The organism is Serratia ureilytica, assembly GCF_013375155.1.
GTDB classification, from domain to species: Bacteria; Pseudomonadota; Gammaproteobacteria; order Enterobacterales; family Enterobacteriaceae; genus Serratia; species Serratia ureilytica.
Window position 1 is genome coordinate 545,820 of record NZ_JABXOF010000001.1, and the last position, 17,228, is coordinate 563,047.

At 54.9% G+C, this 17,228-nt stretch carries 17 protein-coding genes and 1 tRNA gene; 10 read left to right on the forward strand and 8 right to left on the reverse strand.

The window, feature by feature from the left end; all coding sequences use genetic code 11:
• Positions 1-4: 4 nt before the first annotated feature.
• Entirely contained in the window at positions 5-2,140 is a 2,136-nt protein-coding gene (gene yccS / locus HWW83_RS02600) for a YccS family putative transporter (RefSeq protein ID WP_046686789.1), read from the reverse strand.
• A gap of 26 nt (positions 2,141-2,166) precedes the next feature.
• Positions 2,167-2,619: a YccF domain-containing protein gene (locus tag HWW83_RS02605; protein ID WP_025302313.1), complete on the reverse strand. Its 453-nt coding sequence runs from the start codon at positions 2,617-2,619 to the stop codon at positions 2,167-2,169.
• Positions 2,620-2,785: 166 nt separating this feature from the next.
• On the opposite strand from HWW83_RS02605, the gene helD reads away from it, so the two are divergent.
• Positions 2,786-4,840 carry a DNA helicase IV gene (gene helD, locus HWW83_RS02610; RefSeq protein ID WP_176588963.1) on the forward strand — a complete coding sequence of 685 codons (2,055 nt, stop codon included), beginning with the start codon at positions 2,786-2,788 and terminating at the stop codon, positions 4,838-4,840.
• A 33-nt stretch (positions 4,841-4,873) separates the two neighbouring features.
• Here helD and HWW83_RS02615 read toward each other — a convergent pair whose 3' ends face one another.
• Together HWW83_RS02615 and HWW83_RS02620 are read right to left on the reverse strand one after the other, a co-directional pair.
• The gene (locus HWW83_RS02615; RefSeq protein WP_033642596.1) at positions 4,874-5,332 is read right to left on the reverse strand and encodes a methylglyoxal synthase; all 459 of its coding nucleotides are present in this window, start codon (positions 5,330-5,332) and stop codon (positions 4,874-4,876) included.
• A gap of 121 nt (positions 5,333-5,453) precedes the next feature.
• Positions 5,454-6,119 (reverse strand): DUF2057 family protein, encoded by a 666-nt coding sequence (locus HWW83_RS02620; RefSeq protein ID WP_046686791.1) that lies wholly within the window; start codon positions 6,117-6,119, stop codon positions 5,454-5,456.
• Positions 6,120-6,375: 256 nt separating this feature from the next.
• Here HWW83_RS02620 and HWW83_RS02625 point away from each other — a divergent pair, with 256 nt between their 5' ends.
• On the forward strand, positions 6,376-6,789 hold the full coding sequence (locus HWW83_RS02625; protein ID WP_033642598.1) for a CoA-binding protein: 414 nt from the start codon (positions 6,376-6,378) through the stop codon (positions 6,787-6,789).
• Between the two features lie 58 nt (positions 6,790-6,847).
• On the opposite strand, the gene hspQ is transcribed toward HWW83_RS02625, so the two are convergent.
• Together hspQ and rlmI are read right to left on the reverse strand one after the other, a co-directional pair.
• Positions 6,848-7,165, reverse strand: coding sequence for a heat shock protein HspQ (gene hspQ / locus HWW83_RS02630; RefSeq protein WP_004928104.1), 318 nt, complete (start codon positions 7,163-7,165; stop codon positions 6,848-6,850).
• A gap of 60 nt (positions 7,166-7,225) precedes the next feature.
• Entirely contained in the window at positions 7,226-8,416 is a 1,191-nt protein-coding gene (gene rlmI / locus HWW83_RS02635; RefSeq protein ID WP_072627929.1) for a 23S rRNA (cytosine(1962)-C(5))-methyltransferase RlmI, read from the reverse strand.
• Positions 8,417-8,509: 93 nt separating this feature from the next.
• On the opposite strand from rlmI, the gene yccX reads away from it, so the two are divergent.
• Positions 8,510-8,788, forward strand: coding sequence for an acylphosphatase (gene yccX, locus HWW83_RS02640; protein ID WP_033642600.1), 279 nt, complete (start codon positions 8,510-8,512; stop codon positions 8,786-8,788).
• Between the two features lie 34 nt (positions 8,789-8,822).
• Here the strand turns inward: yccX and tusE are convergent, their stop codons facing one another.
• A complete protein-coding gene (gene tusE / locus HWW83_RS02645) occupies positions 8,823-9,152 on the reverse strand; it encodes a sulfurtransferase TusE (protein ID WP_033642601.1) in 330 nt (109 codons plus the stop codon).
• A 110-nt stretch (positions 9,153-9,262) separates the two neighbouring features.
• Positions 9,263-9,922 (reverse strand): FtsH protease modulator YccA, encoded by a 660-nt coding sequence (gene yccA, locus HWW83_RS02650; protein ID WP_033642602.1) that lies wholly within the window; start codon positions 9,920-9,922, stop codon positions 9,263-9,265.
• A gap of 229 nt (positions 9,923-10,151) precedes the next feature.
• Between yccA and HWW83_RS02655 the strand changes: the two genes are divergently transcribed.
• The 7 genes from HWW83_RS02655 (at position 10,152) to HWW83_RS02685 (ending at position 17,097) form a co-directional block, all read left to right on the forward strand.
• Positions 10,152-10,239: transfer RNA gene (locus HWW83_RS02655), tRNA-Ser, on the forward strand.
• A gap of 227 nt (positions 10,240-10,466) precedes the next feature.
• Complete coding sequence (locus HWW83_RS02660; RefSeq protein WP_004928089.1) at positions 10,467-10,679, forward strand: hypothetical protein; 213 nt, start codon at positions 10,467-10,469, stop codon at positions 10,677-10,679.
• 820 nt (positions 10,680-11,499) lie between these two features.
• Positions 11,500-12,096 (forward strand): fimbrial protein, encoded by a 597-nt coding sequence (locus HWW83_RS02665; protein ID WP_369825806.1) that lies wholly within the window; start codon positions 11,500-11,502, stop codon positions 12,094-12,096.
• 54 nt (positions 12,097-12,150) lie between these two features.
• Positions 12,151-12,846 carry a fimbrial biogenesis chaperone gene (locus tag HWW83_RS02670; protein ID WP_033644245.1) on the forward strand — a complete coding sequence of 232 codons (696 nt, stop codon included), beginning with the start codon at positions 12,151-12,153 and terminating at the stop codon, positions 12,844-12,846.
• Between the two features lie 14 nt (positions 12,847-12,860).
• Complete coding sequence (locus HWW83_RS02675; protein WP_176588964.1) at positions 12,861-15,356, forward strand: fimbria/pilus outer membrane usher protein; 2,496 nt, start codon at positions 12,861-12,863, stop codon at positions 15,354-15,356.
• Between the two features lie 15 nt (positions 15,357-15,371).
• Positions 15,372-16,436, forward strand: coding sequence for a fimbrial protein (locus HWW83_RS02680; RefSeq protein WP_004928073.1), 1,065 nt, complete (start codon positions 15,372-15,374; stop codon positions 16,434-16,436).
• A gap of 136 nt (positions 16,437-16,572) precedes the next feature.
• Positions 16,573-17,097 carry a hypothetical protein gene (locus HWW83_RS02685; protein ID WP_099782765.1) on the forward strand — a complete coding sequence of 175 codons (525 nt, stop codon included), beginning with the start codon at positions 16,573-16,575 and terminating at the stop codon, positions 17,095-17,097.
• The last annotated feature ends 131 nt before the right edge of the window (positions 17,098-17,228 follow it).

Sequence of the window (17,228 nt, forward strand, 5' to 3'; positions counted from 1 at the left end):
ATAGTTAGGCTGCCTTATTGATTTGGGCATGCAGCGCGGTGAGCTCCGGCAGCAGCTCGAGCACCAATCCCACCTGCTGCAAGACCAATTGTTCTTTGCTTTCAGGTTCCGGAACGGCTTTGCTGATGCGCTCCGCCAGCTGTTCCAACGCCTGCGCAATGCGCTGGCTGTTCCGTTCTTCCTGATGCAGGGCGCCGTCCACGTAACACACGGCGTCATTGAGCAGATCGAGCGTGGCCGGGGTGTTCAGCCGCTCGCGGTGCGCCCCCAATGCGGAGATATAGCTCAGGAGCGTGTGGTTCAGACAGAGCAAGCGGAAGGCGGCTTCCTGCAGCGCTTTGTCGGCCTTGGGATCGGCTGACATGTTGGAGATGACCGAAGCCAGTTCCGCATCGCTGTTATGGGCATCTCGTCGTGCGATGCGGTAAGCGAGGCCGTTATCCTTACCTTGATGATATTGCACCAAAATGGCGTCCAGATAGCGGCAGTTGGCATTCAGCGTTTTATCCACCACCGCCGGCAGTTGGCGGAACTTCCAGTCTGGCCAGATGAAGCTGACGGCCGCCCAGGCGATGGCGCAGCCCAGCAAGGTATCGTAAACGCGCGGGGCGGCCACTTCGAATCCTTCACCCAACAGGTTGAAGCACAGCAACACCAGCAGCGTGATGAACATCGTCGCGTGGGCATATTGCACGGTGCGGAAAGCGAAGAACAGGACGCCGGTGATGACGATCAACACCAGTTGTCCTTCTACGGAAGGCACGAAATAGAGGATTGGCAGGCCGATCAGGATACCTGCCAGAGTGCCGATGATGCGCAGTGCCAGGCGCCGGCGGGTAGCGTTGTAGTTCGGTTGGCAGACGAACAGGCTGGTCAGCAGGATCCAGTAACCGTGCTGCATACCGGTGAACTGGATAAAGGCGTAACCGACGCACAGCACCGCCGACATGCGGATCGCATGGCGGAACAGGGCCGACTGCGGCGTTAAATGGCGGCTGATGCGCAGCCGGATGTCGCTCCAACCGGTCAAGCGATCGTCGGCCAGGCTGTTCTCTTCCGCTTGTCCGCTCGCCAGCGTTTGCTCGGACTCGATATTGGCCAACTGCGCATCTATCGCATGCAGGTTTTTCAGCAGATGCGCCAGCGCCTTGGTCTGTTCGCTATTGCCCTGGGTTTCGGCGATGCGTGCCAAGGCCTCCTGAATGCGGCTGAAAGCCGGCTCAAAACGCGGGTTGTGCTGGTATTTTTGCCGCAGCAGGATCGATTGTGCCAGCTGGCGGCAGGCGCGCGCCTGCATGCTCAGCAAACGCTGGAAGCGGAATAAAATATCGCTGTGACGGAATTGCCGGCTGAGCGCGTGGTACTGAACGTGGGAAGAGCTGGCGCGTTCGTGGATATCCTGCGCGACAAAATAGTAGTGCAAGGTGCGGCGGGTGCCGCGCTGGCCGCGATCGCCTTTCAGGCGCGTCAGCAGCGAGGCTTTGGTCTGGTTGAGTAACGCGACCAACGCGCTGTTGGCCATCGCGACATCCATCCATGGCAGGTCGGCGGCGCGTTCGGCGTCGGGATCGAACAGATTGGCCTTGGCATCCAGATAGTTGGCCAGTTGATCGTAACAGCGCGCCAGGTTCTCTTGCAGCGGCCGGATCGGGAACAGCAGGTGGCCCGCCAGCGTCAGCAGGTTGTACCACAATGCACCGATCACCAGCAGCAGCGGTTGCTGATACCAGGCATCGTACATGGAAGTGCCGAGCATGGTGTAAACCGCGATCAGCAGCGCACCGAAGGCGATGGTGGCGTAACGTTGCCCCAAGGCGCCCAGCAGGATAAAACCGCAGGTCGAGGTGGTTAAGCCAAGCGCGAACAACCAAGGGTAGGGAAACAGCAGCTCAATCGAGGCGGAAGCAATAAAGAAGCATACCAACGTGATCAGCAGATTGCGTAATCTGCCGGCCAGGCGGTCGTCCAAATCAGTCAGGGCGGCTGCCACCACGCCCAGCGTTAACGGGATAGTCAGCTTGGGAATGCCGAGCCACCAGGGAACGGCGGTGGTGCCGATCAGCGCAATGAGGATGCGCAAGTGATACAGCAGGTTGCTGTTGTAAGTATAACGACGAACTGCGGGTGCAAAAGAGAGCACGAAAAACTCCTCAAACGGAGAAAAAATTAACGCTGTTGATAGTGACGGCGAGCATTCTCAATACGGGCTTGCTGAGCCATTTCTACCGAGACGACGCGGCGTCCCACCGGCCACAGTGCGATGGCGGCTATTTTGAAATTGGCGATGCCGACCGGAATGCCGATGATTGAAACGCATTGCACGATACCGGCGGCGATGTGTGACAGACACAGCCACCAGCCGAACAGCACCAGCCAGATAATGTTGAGCAGCGAGCCGCCGGCGGAGAGCAGCGCATTGCTTTTTTCCGGATACAGTTCATCGACGTGTATCGCTTCGTTGCCGAACGGCACCAGCGACAGCTTGGTGATTTCCCAACAGGAGCGGGTAAGCGGCAGTGTGATGACAAGCAGCACGCTGAACACTGTAGCAATAAGCCAGCCTAGCGTGGTGAAGAAACCGCCCAACACAAAATTAAGAATATTCAGTACAGTACGCATAGACGTCATTCTGCTCTAATGATAGCCAAACCGCGATGCGGGCGTATTCACGATAAAAACGCAAAATCTATTCTACCCTTTTTTTAGCGCTAGAGTGCCACTGCTTATCGCAGGTAAACTGGCAGATATCCGTTATTTAATCTCAACATAGTCATGGCGCGACGATATGGAACTTAAAGCGACATCGCTGGGGAAACACCTGGCTCAGCACCCTTATAACCGCGTGCGGTTGCTGCACGCCGGCGTTGAGGTGAGCGGGGAAAAACATGAATACCTGATCCCCTTCAATCAACTGATTCAGGTCAGGTGCAAGCGTGGCATCGTCTGGGGCGAGCTGGAATTTGAATTACCGGACGAAAAAGTAGTGCGGCTGCACGGCACCGAATGGCAGGAAACGCAGCGTTTTTATCACTTTCTTCAGCAGGCGTGGCAGCAGTGGAGCGCCGAAATGAGCGACGTCAGCGCCGGCGTGTTGCAACAGCAGGTGGCGCAGATTAAGCGCATTGAGCAACAAGATAAATGGTTCAAAAAGTCTGAGCTGGGCAAGTTGCAGCAGCAAATTCGCGAGGCTTTCTCCGCGCTGCCGATGCCGGTGGCGCGCCTGGAGGAATTCGATAACTGCCGGGCTGATTACCATCTGTGTTTGCAATGGTTGCAGCAGGGGGAGCGCAGTATCGAGCAACGCAACCGGCAGTGGACCGAGCGCATGCTGGATCAACACCATGATTTCTTCCAGACCGTCGAGAGTTCGCCGCTCAACGACGCCCAGAGCCGGGCGGTGGTCAATGGCGAGGATTCCGTGCTGGTGTTGGCCGGCGCCGGCAGCGGCAAAACGTCGGTGCTGGTGGCGCGCGCCGGCTGGCTGCTGCGTCGTCAGGAGGCTGAGCCGGGTCAAATCTTGCTGTTGGCGTTCGGCCGTCAGGCCGCCGGCGAGATGAACGACCGCATCAAAGAACGTTTGGGTGATGTCGGTATTCAGGCCAAGACCTTCCATGCCTTGGCGCTGCAAATCATTCAACAAGGCAGCCGCAAAGCGCCGGCCATCAGCCGGTTGGAAACCGATGCCAAAGCGCGCAAAGAGCTGCTGATCACCCATTGGCGCCAACAGTGCGCGGAGAAGAAAGCGCAGGCCAAGGGGTGGCGTCAATGGTTGACCGAAGAGCTGGAATGGGAAGTGCCGGAAGGCGACTTCTGGCAGGATAAGCGCCTGGCGGATCGCCTGGCAAGCCGGTTGGAACGCTGGTTGGGGCTGATGCGCATGCATGGCGGCAGCCAGGCGGAAATGATCGAGCAGGCGGATGAAGAAATCCGCGATCTGTTTTCAAAACGCATCAGGCTGATGGCGCCGCTGCTGAAAGCCTGGAAAAGCGCCTTGAAAGAGGAAGGGGCGGTGGACTTCTCCGGCCTTATCCATCAGGCGGTCAACATTCTCGACAAGGGGCGCTTCGTCAGCCCGTGGAAACATATTCTGGTCGACGAGTTTCAGGATATCTCACCGCAGCGTGCGCTCTTGCTGGCGGCATTGCGCCGACAGAACAAGCAGACCTGCCTGTTTGCTGTAGGGGATGACTGGCAGGCGATTTATCGCTTCAGCGGCGCAGAACTGACGTTAACCACGGCCTTCGCCACGAACTTCGGCGAAGGCGCGCAGTGCGCGCTGGATACCACCTATCGTTTCAATGAACGCATCGGCGAGGTGGCCAACCGGTTCGTGCAGCAGAACCCGCACCAGCTGAAAAAACCGCTCAATAGCCTGAGCAAGGGCAATAAAAAGTCGGTGACGATCCTGCCGCACGAGCAGTTGGAGCCGCTACTGGACAAGCTGAGCGGCTACGCCAAGCCGGATGAGAGCATCCTGGTGCTGGCGCGTTACCACCATCTGAAACCGGAAGCGCTGGCGAAAGCGGCCACCCGCTGGCCAAAGCTGGATCTGGAGTTTATGACCATCCACGCCAGCAAGGGGCAGCAGGCGGAATACGTCATCATCGCCGGTTTGCATGAGGGGCGTGACGGCTTCCCCGCCGTGGCGCGCGAGTCGGTGTTGGAAGAGGTGTTACTGCCGCAGCCGGAGGACTTTCCGGATGCTGAAGAGCGCCGTCTGCTGTATGTCGCGTTGACTCGCGCCAAACATCAGGTATGGCTGTTGCAGGATCGTGAACGTCCTTCGGTGTTCGTCGACCACCTGCGTGAGCTTGGCGTTCCGGTGCAGAAAAAACCGTAAGCAGCAGGCCTGGCGGCAGCCAGGCCGAAAGGACTATTTCAGGCGGTCTTGCAGGTAACGCTGATAGTCGGGGATGGCGATCGCCACCTCGCTTTTGAACAGCGGAGAGTCAATCAAAAAATCAGCGGTCGAACGGTTGGTCGCTACCGGAATATTCCAGACGGTCGCCAGCCGCAGCAGCGCCTTCACGTCCGGATCGTGCGGAACCGCGTTCAGCGGATCCCAGAAGAAGATCAGCATGTCTATCTTGCCTTCCGCAATCAGTGCGCCGACTTGCTGATCGCCCCCCATTGGGCCGCTCAGCATGCTGGTGACGGGAATGCCGCTGGCACGCTGGATCAGGTTGCCGGTGGTACCGGTGGCGTACAACTGGTGCTGCGCCAGAATGGTCTTGTGGCTTTCAACCCATTCCAGCAGGGCCTGTTTGCGGTGATCGTGCGCCACCAGCGCAATGTGCTTGCGCTCGGCGATAGTGCGGGTGGTCAATTCCATCTCAGTGTCCTTCGCTAATCGGGGATGTGCGACAGATTACTGAAACTGTTTTTCACTGCCTAGCGTTTGCAGCTGAAAATGCGAAGAAAAGGCGCCTTTGCGGCTAAGGCGCCGGGAGGGATCAGCGAACCGGTTGTTTGTTGGCCCAGTGCAGGAAGCGCTTCTGGGTTTCCTTGTCCGCCTGTTGGAACCAGTATTGCAGCATCTGTTCCGACACGTTTTCACCTTTCAGCGTCACCGTCGGGGCATTCACCGGTGCGCCGGCCGGCAGGGAGGCTATTGTGTTGCCTGTGTTCGGCTGGACGAAAAGCGGGACGGAAGCCGGGCGGTTTTGGCGATTGTAATCCGTCATCACCTTTTCCAAATCGGCATTGAAGGTGACGCTGTCGGGATGCAGCACATCATGCTGGAACGGCAGGGCATTACCCTCTTTATCCACCACCCGATAGTTCAGCGTTTTATCAAAGCGTTGCGTGTCACGATCGTTCTCGATGCGCGGCAGTTCGATTGCCACCTGACTGATCTTTTGCGTATTGAAGGTGGCAACCAGCGGCAGGGACGCATAGGCCTGCGTATGCTGGCCGGAACGTACGGTTTTGGTCACTTTAAACAGCAGCTGGTGCTGTCCGCCATCCAGTTCAAGGCTGTCGGCGCCTTTTAACAACGAACCTGTCATTTTCTTGCCGTCGACCACCAGCAGATCGATGTCCGGGGAGAGTTTCAGGGTCGTAGCCGCGGCAGGCATGCTGATGCTGAGCAACGCCGCAACCACCAGACCAAATTTCATCATTATCTCCTTATAAAGTGACGTAGCTCTAAGTGTTGAACATGGCATAGGTTGTGTCAAAATTTTTCAATCTGGTATTTTATTTACATTTTTACATATTTATTTGTAATTAGACACGTCTGTGCGTGGCTGAACCGCGACAGCCTCAGACCATAAGATTACGCTGAAGTTTCCTGCGCGTAGCGTTTAGCTGCGCGAATGCCGATCGGTTACACTCGAAACGGAAGAGTGACGCAGTGATAAACGGGAGTTGAAGATGCAAGATCAAGAGATTGTTGAGTTATTGCAGCAGGTGAAAACCATCGCGCTGGTGGGCGCCAGCGATAACCCGTCGCGGCCCAGCTATGGGGTGATGGCTTATCTGTTGTCGCAGGGATATCAGGTGATCCCAGTGAGCCCAAAACTGGCGGGGCAGACGCTGTTGGGGCAGCCGGTTTATGCCACGCTGGCCGCCATCCCGCAGCCGGTCGATATGGTCGACGTTTTTCGCAATTCGGAGGCAGCCTACGGCGTGGCGCAAGAGGCGATAGCGATCGGCGCCAAGGCGCTGTGGTTGCAGATCGGCGTGATTAATGATCAGGCGGCAGTGCTGGCGCAACAGGCCGGGCTGCAGGTGGTGATGGATCGCTGCCCGAAAATCGAAATCCCGCGTTTGGGGCTGGAGCGCTAAATAAAAAGAGCCCGGCGCGATGCCGGGCTCTTTCAGGGTTTCTCAGGTCTTGGCGCGGTCAATTGCGCAAGCGTGGCGCCTGTAACTGGTGACGGATGGATTCCGCCAGTTCATCCAGCGATGGTTGCTCGGGATGCGCTTCCTGGGGCTCGCCATCCAGCTGCGCTTCCGCCAGATAGGTATGCACCGGTTGGCCTTCCTCGTCTTCCATCACCACGTGGTACCAAGGAGCGGAACGCAGTTCATCGTTCGCCGCTATCTCGTCAGCTTTGGGTTGTTCCAAAGAGTATTCAGGGTCGATATCGATAACGACGCCCAAATACCCCAGCAGTTTATGCCTAACCTGTTGTCCGATACCGAATTTGCTGGCAATCATGATGACCTCCTGAGAAACAATGCCTTGCTCATATATGGGGGCAAGGCAGCGCATTTCAAGTTACATCACCCGACAAGCGAAGCCTTTCAGATACAGCCCCTCAGGGTACGTGGCGATCACCGGGTGATCGGCAGCCTGGCGGAACTGTTCTATAAATTGTACATCACGTCCGGCATCTACAGCGGCGTCGGCCAAAATTTTCTGGAACAGATCGGTCGGCATCAGCCCGGAGCAAGAGAAGCTGAGCAGAATGCCGCCCGGGTTCAGCAGCTGCAGCGCCAGCATATTAATGTCTTTGTAGCCACGGCAGGCGCTGGCCAGCTGGTTTTTGTTCTCGACGAACTTCGGCGGATCCATGATGATCAGATCGAATTTCTCGCCCTGGGCGCGGTAGTTGCGCAGCAGTTGGAACACGTCATCGCGAACGAACTCTGCCTTGTTCAGCTCCAACTTGTTGAGCTCGACGTTCTGTCTGGCGATATCCAGCGCCGCCTGCGAGGTATCCACACTGATCACTTGCGCGCAGCCGCCCATCAGAGCGGAAACGGCGAAGGCGCCGGTGTAGGAGAAGCAGTTCAGCACCCGGCGGCCGGCAGAGTAGTTACGCGCCGCCAGGCGGCTGTCGCGCTGATCGAGATAGAAACCGGTCTTGTGCCCTTGCTGAATGTCCACCAGCAGTTTCATGCCGTGTTCGGTGATCGGCAGCAGCTCCGGCGGCAGATCGCCCAGCACCGGACCCTGCGCCAGCGGCAGGCCTTCTTTTTTACGCACCGCCACGTCGGAGCGATCGTAAATCGAACATTCCGGGTAACAATGCTGCAGAGCGGAAAGCAGCGCCGGGCGCTGATATTCGGCGCCGGCGGACAGCAGCTGCAGCACCAGGAAATTCTGGAAGCGATCGATAGTGATGCCCGGCAGGCCGTCGGATTCGCCGGCGATCAGGCGGTATCCGTCCAGGCCGTCGCGCTGCGCGACCCAATCACGCCAGCTTTGCGCTTGCTGCAGGCGGCGAATGAAGAAATCGATGTTAATCTCTTCATCCTGCTGGAAAGTCCAGACGCGTGCGCGGATCTGCGACTCGGGCGAATAGGCGCCGCGAGCCAGCCATTTGCCCTGGCTGTCGAGAATATCGATGGTTTCACCGGAGAGCGCTTTGCCCTCGACGCGTTGAACGGCGCCGGAGAATACCCAAGGGTGACGACGGAGTAAGGACTTTTCACGTCCTTTGGCGAGAAACAGGCGTACGGTCATAATTAATAATGCTGCCAGCTAGGATAGAAAGAGTGACACGGCGGTGCAAAGGCACGGCAATGCCATAACGAAAACTGAATTAAGGGGGCGATTATGACACAAGTTTGCATTGCTGCGTATGTGTATGGCGTGGTGCAGGGGGTAGGGTTTCGCTATTCCACTCAGCGGCAGGCTGAGGCGCTGGGGGTGACGGGCTATGCGCGCAACCTTGATGACGGCAGCGTTCAGGTGGTGGCCTGCGGCACACAGGAGCAGGTGGACTCGCTGGTCGCATGGCTGAAGCAGGGCGGCCCGCGCAGCGCGCGCGTCGAACGCGTGCTGGTGGAGCCGCAGGGCGTGACCGACTACGACGGGTTCGGCATTCGCTATTAAGCGCTCGCCTGCAGCGGCGCTGCGGGCGGAGCGGTCAGATGCATTTTACCGGTTTGGGCAATCCGGCGATCTTGGTGGCCTGTTTGGCCGGCCCTTTCGGGAACAGGCGGTACAGATAGCGGCTGTTGCCTTTTTCTTCACCGTATTTCTGCGCCATGGCTTTGACCAGCATGCGAATAGCCGGTGAGGTATTGAATTCCTGATAGAAGTCGCGCACAAAGCGCACCACTTCCCAGTGTGCTTCGGTGAGCACGATCTCTTCCTGCGCGGCCAGCAGCGGCGCCAGGCCTTCATGCCAGTCGGCGCTGTTTTTCAGATAGCCCTGTGCGTCAGTGTCGATAACCCGACCTTCAAACTCCAACATACTGCCTCGATAACGGATAATTCGGAACGGCCGCCAGTTTAGCAAATTTTTTCAGCCGCAAAAAATAAAGCCCCGCCGGAGCGGGGCCTGGAAGGCGGGGTAACACGCGATCAGTTGCTGCGGGCGAAGCCCAGAATGCTCAACAGGCTGATGAACATGTTGTACAGCGACACGTACAGGCTGACGGTGGCGCGAATGTAGTTGGTCTCGCCGCCGTGAATGATGTTGCTGGTTTCCCACAGGATCGCGCCGGCGGAGAACAGAATGAACAGCGCGCTGATCGCCAGGTGTAGAGCAGGGATCTGCAGGAACAGGTTGGCGATCACCGCCACCAGCAGCACCACAAAACCGGCCATCATCATGCCGGACAGGAACGACATGTCTTTACGGGTGGTCAGCACGTAGGCCGAGCAGCAGAAGAACACCGCGGCGGTGCCGCCCAGCGCCAGCATGATCAGATCGCCCGCGCCGGCGTTCAGGAACGAGCTGAGGATCGGGCCAAGGGCATACCCCATGAAACCGGTCAACGCGAACGCCGCCAGAATGCCTGCCGGGCTGTTGGCCAGTTTATGCGTCAGGAACATCAGCCCGTAGAAGCCAACCAGCATCAGCAGCAAGCCCGGCGCAGGCAGGCCCAGCAGGGTACTGGCGGTTGCGGTCAGCGCCGAGAAAGCCAGCGTCAGGGATAACAGGAAATAGGTGTTGCGCAGGACTTTATGCGTGCTGAGCAGGGAGTCGCGCGAGGAAGACGAGACGACAATGCGGTCCATAATGATCTCTCTTATCAGGCCATCACAAAATAATCCCGATGATAGGCAGCGCAAGCGCTTGATTAAAGTTTGTTTACCAATCTTTACCCTTAGTTATCATTGTTGCAACAGCGGGGGGAGCGGCCGCGCGTTTGTTCGCCGGCTTGCATCATTCCGTCGATTTTTCGCGCGGTTGAACGCGCCTGGGCTTTACAAGCGAATAAGCTCTGTTTATAGTGCGCGTCGTTGCGGAGGGGTGGCCGAGTGGCTGAAGGCAACGGTCTTGAAAACCGTCGACGGGAAACCGTTCCAGAGTTCGAATCTCTGCTCCTCCGCCATACATTCTGACCCCGCGCTCTTAGAGCGCGGGGTTTTTTGCTTTTGCGTGCTGAGAACTTGACGGTCGCCCGCAGGAAATGCGAACGGCTATTGATAAGGGCTACGCATCGGTGAGATTATGCGGTCATCAAGGCAGGCCGCTCGGATGCCTGCTGCTGTCAGGCGTGACCGGCACGATAATTAACGCCGCCTTATCGATTTTGCTTAATACTCTTAGGAGACAGAGATGAACTGGTATCAAGTCGCCCTATGGACCATGATTTTTCTCAAGTCCGGCGCTTTCCTGGTGTTCGTATGGTGGTGGATGTTCAAACGTGCGACCAAACCCTATGAGCGTCCGAAAGACGTTGTGGTCGACGAGACGCCGTATGACGATAGCCTTACGATGGAAGAGGTGATGAAGAATCACGGCATCGTACGGACTGAAAAGCCGCTCTGATCGTCGAATATCTGTGTTGCTATCAACCCGAGCCTGTGGCGCTCGGGTTTTTTATTCCCGCCGTTACTCGCGAAGCATCCCTTTTCCCCTATCTTGTTTGACCCCTGTAGCGATTTATTTAAATGAATTATCTTTCAGTATATTTTTTAATATACTTTAAAGGTGGGTTTTATATTGATAGGGAAAGATATATTTTTCTCTGAAAAATTCACCCTTATCGACTGAGCAAAGAAAAATTCGGACGCTGTTTCTTGTGTGTCTGAATATTCATGTGCAGAGAGTATCGCATTTCCGGGCTACTCCTATAGCGGTAGGTCGGATAATTTTTAAGGTAGGGGAAAAGTAAACCTTACGTGGAGGGATGAGGAGGGTTAAGGAATCTAAGATTTTTCTTTGTGTGTTTTTTCTTTTTATATCAATGGCTTTTTGTTTTTTATGCCACAAGCGCTTTTATGAGGAAATGGCGGCCATCATTTAACCCGCGCAGTAAGCAGCCTGCCGTACTCACTCTTTTAAGGCACACATCCTTCCGGTCATTGCTCGATTCATTTTTTTTATTGTCATGAAAATTATTTGATTCGATGTTGCAATTTTTTTGTCTTTGGAATTAATATGTCCTGCATCTGGCGGTGAATGAGATTTTTCCCATTGCCGGATACCTTTTAGAATACACTTGGATATATATAAATATATACCGTCGCATATAAACTTTTAGATGGCAGGATGCTGTCAATACTCTGCTATTGCCTAAGCTTCGTTAGCCTCTAAACGGTTTAATGGTGTAGGTCATTTTATATATGCTCTCTCAGCGAAGAAAGTAATGGGGTTTATTATGATTAAGCAAGGCATCTCTTTGGCGGTATTGGCTGCCGCGTTAACATCTGTGGGCGCAACGGCGGCAGATAATTCCGCCGGTGGCGTTATTTCGTTTAGCGGTGCCGTTACGGATACCACTTGTACCATCAATGGCGGGAAAAGCGCCGATTTTACCGTTGCGCTCAGCCCGATTTCCGTGACTGATGCGGGCACCGTGGTCGGCCCCATCACCAAAAACAAGAAATCTTTCTCGCTGACGTTCTCCGGCTGCACGCCGGCGGCGGGAACGGCCGGTACGCCGCTGAAGATCTACTTCTCTTCGGCGAATAATATCTCTACCGACGGGAAATATCTGCTGAACAGCTCCGTGAATGAAAGCGACGCCGCCGTAGCGAAAAACGTCGGTTTTTCTCTGGCTGAGCCGGGTTCATCCACGCCGATTCCGTTGAACGTGCCTTATGTCACCAAGATCAAAGGCGATAAAACGGCGCCGGATGCCGAAACGCTGACGCTGGACGCCTATTACTACAAGACCAATGCGTTGGAAGCAAAAGTGGGGGAATTGAGTTCCAACGTGACTTACACCATTTCTTACCTGTAATTGCAATTAAGCCAGGCCTGCGCCCAAGGCAAAGGCCTGGCTTCTGGGGTGACTATGAAACAGTGCTTAATCTTTGCTGGATTGTTTCTCAGCAGCTTTTGCGCCGATGCCAATATTGTAATTAATGGAACGCGCGTTATTTATCCGGAAAAAAACAAGGATGTTATCGTTCAGTTAGTCAACAATGGTGACGATCCGGCACTGGTGCAGGCATGGATTGATGACGGTGATATAAACTCGACGCCTGAAACGGCAAACGTGCCGTTCTTGTTATCCCCGCCGGTTGTGAAAGTTGCCGGAAATAATGGCCAGCAATTACGCATACAAAAAATGAACGCTGCGCTTCCCGGCGATCGTGAGTCGGTATTTTATTTGAATGTGCTGGATATCCCGCCTACGCCGGAGAATTTGCAGGGCGTCAATACGCTGCAATTAGCCATCAAATCACGCATCAAGCTATTTTATCGCCCGGCAGGGTTAACCGGCAGTGTCAATAACATCACCGACTTCATTGAACTCCAGGCGGCGGGGAAGGGATTTAAGGTTATCAACAAAGGCCCTTACTATTTTACGTTGGCCAATGTTGATCAGAAAGGCAAAAAGAATCTGTTGGTCGATTCAGTGATGGTCGGGCCATATTCCAGCCTCTTTGCCCCGACCAAAGTTGGCGTGAGCCGGAATATTCCCTACACCCTGCTCTATATCGACGACCTGGGGGCTTATAAATCTAAAGCCATTACAGCCCGCTAACGTGAAGAACGGCCATGAAGCTTAAACTAAAATTGCTTTCGATACTGACCGCATCTGTATTCATACCGTTAAATAAAGCATCGGCGATGAAATTCGACACTTCTCTATTGGCCGGTGCGTCCAGCGAATCCGATCTGTCGCGTTTTTACCTCAATAATGACATGCCGGCAGGCACGCAAACGGTCGACGTGTATGTCAACCAGAGTTGGAAAGGGCGGTTCTTGTTGCAGTTCGGCGAACATAAAGGCGATATTCGCATCGCCCATCGTGACGCCGCCCTGTTGGGCATCGATATGAGTCGTTTGTCCATCGGGGTGGACAAGGGGCCGATCCCCGTCCAAACGTTAGTGCAAGGAGGAAGGGCGGACTTCGATGTGGGGACGTTGAGCCTTAAGCTGACGGTGCCCCAGTCGCGAGTGATTCGCGCAGAGGCCGGCTATGTTGACGCCAAATTTTGGGATCGCGGCGTGCCTGCGTTGCTGCTGGCCTATAACGCCACCTATTACCACGTGCAGTCGTTGCAGGGCGACAAGGCGTCAAACGACGATTTCTATACCGGTTTGGAATCGGGGATCAATCTGGCGGGTTGGCAATTCAGAGACAGCAGCAATTTCCGCAGCAGTTCGCGGCAAGGCAGCGATTGGCAAAATAATACTCGCTATGTGCAGCGTGGCTTCGCCGCCATCAAATCGAACCTGACGATGGGCGATTTCTATTCGCCGGGTGATTTGTTCGACTCGATTCGGGTGCGGGGCGGCGCTTTAGCCTCGGATATCAACATGCGGCCCAATTCGCAGCAGGGCTTTTCGCCGATAGTACGGGGCGTGGCGCAGAGCAATGCCCTGGTGAAAGTATTGCAAAACGGCAACCTCATCTATCAGGAGAACGTGCCGCCGGGCGCCTTTACGCTGGACAATATATTGCCGACCGGTTCTGCGGGGGATCTGTTGGTCGTGGTCAGGGAAGCCGACGGGCGGGAACAATCCTTTACCGTGCCGTTTTCCGCCGTTCCCAACATGTTGAAGCAGGGCGTCAGCAAATATGGCCTGGTGGCCGGTAAGGTCAATCAGGCGGATACCGACTATGCGCCCGCTTTCGTGCAGGGCACGCTGCAGTACGGCTTCAATAATCTGGTCACCGGTTACGCCGGTACGATCCTCAGCGAGGACTATCGCGCCTGGCTGCTGGGCAGTGGCTGGAATCTGCCGTTCGGCGCGGTATCCGTCGATGTGACTCAGGCCTCGACGCATTTGCAGGATCGCAACGAGAATGGGCAAAGTTTTCGGATCGCCTACAGCAAGTTTTTGGACGCTACCGCAACCAACTTCACGCTGGCGGCTTACCGTTATTCGACCAAAGGTTATTACAGTTTCAACGATGCCATCTACACCCATCAAGGCTACCGCGAGCGTGACAAGCGCTTTCACGATTATTGGAACGATCGGGATGACGATGAGCTTGCCCCGCTGGATTTGAATACCTGGGACGCCGTTCGCGCCGCTCGTCCGCGCAATACCTTCAATTTGAACCTGAATCAGAGGCTCGCAGACGGGTGGGGCACGCTCTATTTCTCCGGCACCCAGCGCGACTATTGGTCGGATACGAATAAAAGCCGGGAATACCAGCTAGGGTATTCAAACGCCTTCGCGCGGGTCAGTTACAACATTTCCGCGAGTCGCGTGAGAAATTCCGATCGCAAAGAAGAGACGCGGTTTTATCTCTCTCTGAGCGTGCCGTTGTCGATGTTCGACAACAATGCCTATCTCAGCACCAGCTTATCCGCCACCGATTCGCACTATCAGCAAAGCTCGCTGAGCCTGAGCGGCAATGCGCTGGAGTCAAACCGTCTGAGTTATGCGCTTGCCGGCAGCAATCAAAGCGGCGGCAACAGCATGGCGAGCGTGAATGCCGCCTATCGCGCCAACGCGACGACCGTCGGCGGCTCCTACAGTGAATCATCAGACTATCGACAGTTGGGCATGAGCGCCCGCGGCAGCCTGGTGGCGATCCCTTGGCATTTGCTGGCGTCCAACGAAATGGGCAACACCATGATGGTGGTGGACGCGCCCAAGGCCAAAGGGCTGATGGTGAACGGCGACGAGAGCATCGTCACTAACGACGAAGGGCTGGCTTTGGTGCCTTACGCCACGCCTTACCGGCAAAACTCCGTGACATTGTCGGATACCGGCAACAGTTCCGGCGCCGAGATCGTCGGCAATATCGCCAACAGCGTGCCCTATGCCGGCGCCGTCAACTATTTGAGATTCGAAACCGATCGGCGTCGGCCTTATACGCTGCGCGCCTTTAAGCGCGGCAATAAGCCCCTGCCATTTGGTGCGGAGGTGGCGGATCAAAGCGGGCATGCCATTGGCTTCGTCGGGCAGGCCAGCGTCCTGTATCTGCGGGTGGAGCAGCAGCCAACGTCGCTGGAGGTCAGGCTGAATGACGGTGTCTGCAAGATTGAACGCCCGAAAATCTCGATGGACAGCGCAGCCAACACATGTCGATAAAAGGATAATTACACCATGCTCAGGATACTCGCACTGACCCTGTCCCTGTTGTTCAGCGGTTACAGTTACGCTTCATGCTACGGCAACGGCATCCAATATGCGCCGCCTATCTACGTCGATTTGTCGGATAAGCTCAGCGATAAAACCCCGGTCTGGGAAGGCAGTTTTTATACGCAATACAGCGGTTCATTCAGTTGTTCAACCTCGAGCAGCGAATTCGGCTATACGCGCATCCTGTCAACCGACAGCACAAAGGCGACCATTCTGGGATTCAACAACGGTAAATATTGGATACGCGCTGAAATAACCAACGACATCGCCAACAAAAAACTTAGCGGTTGGGGATCGCACTCCGCTTCGGAATTGAATCAGCCGATGAATATTCGTTTCAGTCTGGTCAGCAAGACGGGCACATCGATACCCGGCGACACGGTTAGCCTTAAGGACGTGATGTTCGTGACCGATCTGAGCGGGATGTCCTTGCTGGAGATCATTTTGTGGCCCGCCAAGCAGTTGGTGAAGATTTTGACCTGGCTGCTCAACGGTTTCAATTGGCCTTACGATCAGCGCGACATGTACGGGCAGCCGATGACCATCAAGTATGCGCCCAAGATGACGACCTGCACTTTCGACAATGCCGGCCTGGCGGTGAAGTTGCCGACGCTGGGGATATCGCAGATTACTCAGGGGGCGCAAAATGGCCTGACGCCCTTTACGCTGAATTTCAGCTGCCAGAATCGGCAAAGTGGCGGCACGGCCGATCGGGATATCAATATGTTTTTATCCAGCAATAATCTGTTGTCTTCGGATAATACGGTTTTGATTGATAAAAGCGCTGAGGCGGCAAAAGGCATTGGCATCCGGCTGGTCAAGACGGCTTCGCCGAATAATCCCGTCACGCTGTCGCTTTCCAGCGTGACGCCAGGCGCGGCGACTTCATTATTTCACGTGGGAACCGGCAATGCCTTGGATGCGCAATTTTCCATCGGCATGGCGGCCTATTATTATCCTTACAGCCCCACCGCAATGAGCAGCGGGGGAATTAACACATCGGCTACGCTTAACATTATATATAAATAATTCTTTTGTTATTTTTAATAATAAAAAACAGGTTGCCACATATAAGAAAAATCTTAACATGGTAATTGGTGGCGAATATTATTTGCTTGAATAATATTGGTGTTTAATCCGGATCTCTATGTTGAGGATGAATTGTATGACGGAACAAATCCAGATCGGTGTCAAAGTGGAAAAATCGCTAAAAGATGAGGTTGACGTCATTCTTCGCGGTTTGGATATTAAGCCGACGACGGCGATAAATGGGCTTTATCAATATATCTCGCAGCATGGAGAGCTCCCTTTTGTCATATCAACCAGCGTGAAAACACCGAAGGATATCGCCGGCGGGTTGTTCAAGAACCTGTTTTCCTTACAAAGCACGCTCAGCGTTTTCCTGGATAAAGTGCAAATGAAGCGGTGTGTCAGCAGGGAGGAAGTATTGATTGTGCTCGATATATTGCGCGATTTTATCGTTGGTTTTCGCCAAAGCGCGCAATATCTCGGCGCTTCGCCTTTCGGTCGGCGCGTAGTTTGGAAGGATGCCGTATGCGCCGTCGAGAGTATTCATGAAATTCTAGATAATAACGTGAAATACAGTGAAGATGGCATTATGAGTTTGGATGAAAAATACCTTTCATCGCTGTCCGCATTGCTGATCTCATTATGTTCTTCACTTAAGTAAGTCGGACCAATAAAGTTAATTGACATGACTGCCATGGGGGCGTTGTTAAAAACGCGCCCATGACAAATAGCAATGGGGTGATCCTGTGCGAGTGGCTATATTTTCTGATGATTACTATTTATTCTATGGCA

Excerpts from the sequence above, each read along its gene's own strand:
- HWW83_RS02625 (WP_033642598.1), top strand. The coding sequence starts at position 6,376 with ATGCAAGATCAAGAGATTGTTGAGTTATTGCAGCAGGTGAAAACCATC.
- yccA (WP_033642602.1), bottom strand. The coding sequence starts at position 9,922 with ATGGACCGCATTGTCGTCTCGTCTTCCTCGCGCGACTCCCTGCTCAGC.
- yccX (WP_033642600.1), top strand. The coding sequence starts at position 8,510 with ATGACACAAGTTTGCATTGCTGCGTATGTGTATGGCGTGGTGCAGGGG.
- rlmI (WP_072627929.1), bottom strand. The coding sequence starts at position 8,416 with ATGACCGTACGCCTGTTTCTCGCCAAAGGACGTGAAAAGTCCTTACTC.
- tusE (WP_033642601.1), bottom strand. The coding sequence starts at position 9,152 with ATGTTGGAGTTTGAAGGTCGGGTTATCGACACTGACGCACAGGGCTAT.
- hspQ (WP_004928104.1), bottom strand. The coding sequence starts at position 7,165 with ATGATTGCCAGCAAATTCGGTATCGGACAACAGGTTAGGCATAAACTG.
- HWW83_RS02675 (WP_176588964.1), top strand. The coding sequence starts at position 12,861 with ATGAAGCTTAAACTAAAATTGCTTTCGATACTGACCGCATCTGTATTC.
- HWW83_RS02605 (WP_025302313.1), bottom strand. The coding sequence starts at position 2,619 with ATGCGTACTGTACTGAATATTCTTAATTTTGTGTTGGGCGGTTTCTTC.
- HWW83_RS02685 (WP_099782765.1), top strand. The coding sequence starts at position 16,573 with ATGACGGAACAAATCCAGATCGGTGTCAAAGTGGAAAAATCGCTAAAA.
- HWW83_RS02615 (WP_033642596.1), bottom strand. The coding sequence starts at position 5,332 with ATGGAATTGACCACCCGCACTATCGCCGAGCGCAAGCACATTGCGCTG.
- HWW83_RS02670 (WP_033644245.1), top strand. The coding sequence starts at position 12,151 with ATGAAACAGTGCTTAATCTTTGCTGGATTGTTTCTCAGCAGCTTTTGC.
- HWW83_RS02620 (WP_046686791.1), bottom strand. The coding sequence starts at position 6,119 with ATGAAATTTGGTCTGGTGGTTGCGGCGTTGCTCAGCATCAGCATGCCT.
- HWW83_RS02680 (WP_004928073.1), top strand. The coding sequence starts at position 15,372 with ATGCTCAGGATACTCGCACTGACCCTGTCCCTGTTGTTCAGCGGTTAC.
- helD (WP_176588963.1), top strand. The coding sequence starts at position 2,786 with ATGGAACTTAAAGCGACATCGCTGGGGAAACACCTGGCTCAGCACCCT.
- HWW83_RS02660 (WP_004928089.1), top strand. The coding sequence starts at position 10,467 with ATGAACTGGTATCAAGTCGCCCTATGGACCATGATTTTTCTCAAGTCC.
- HWW83_RS02665 (WP_369825806.1), top strand. The coding sequence starts at position 11,500 with ATGGGGTTTATTATGATTAAGCAAGGCATCTCTTTGGCGGTATTGGCT.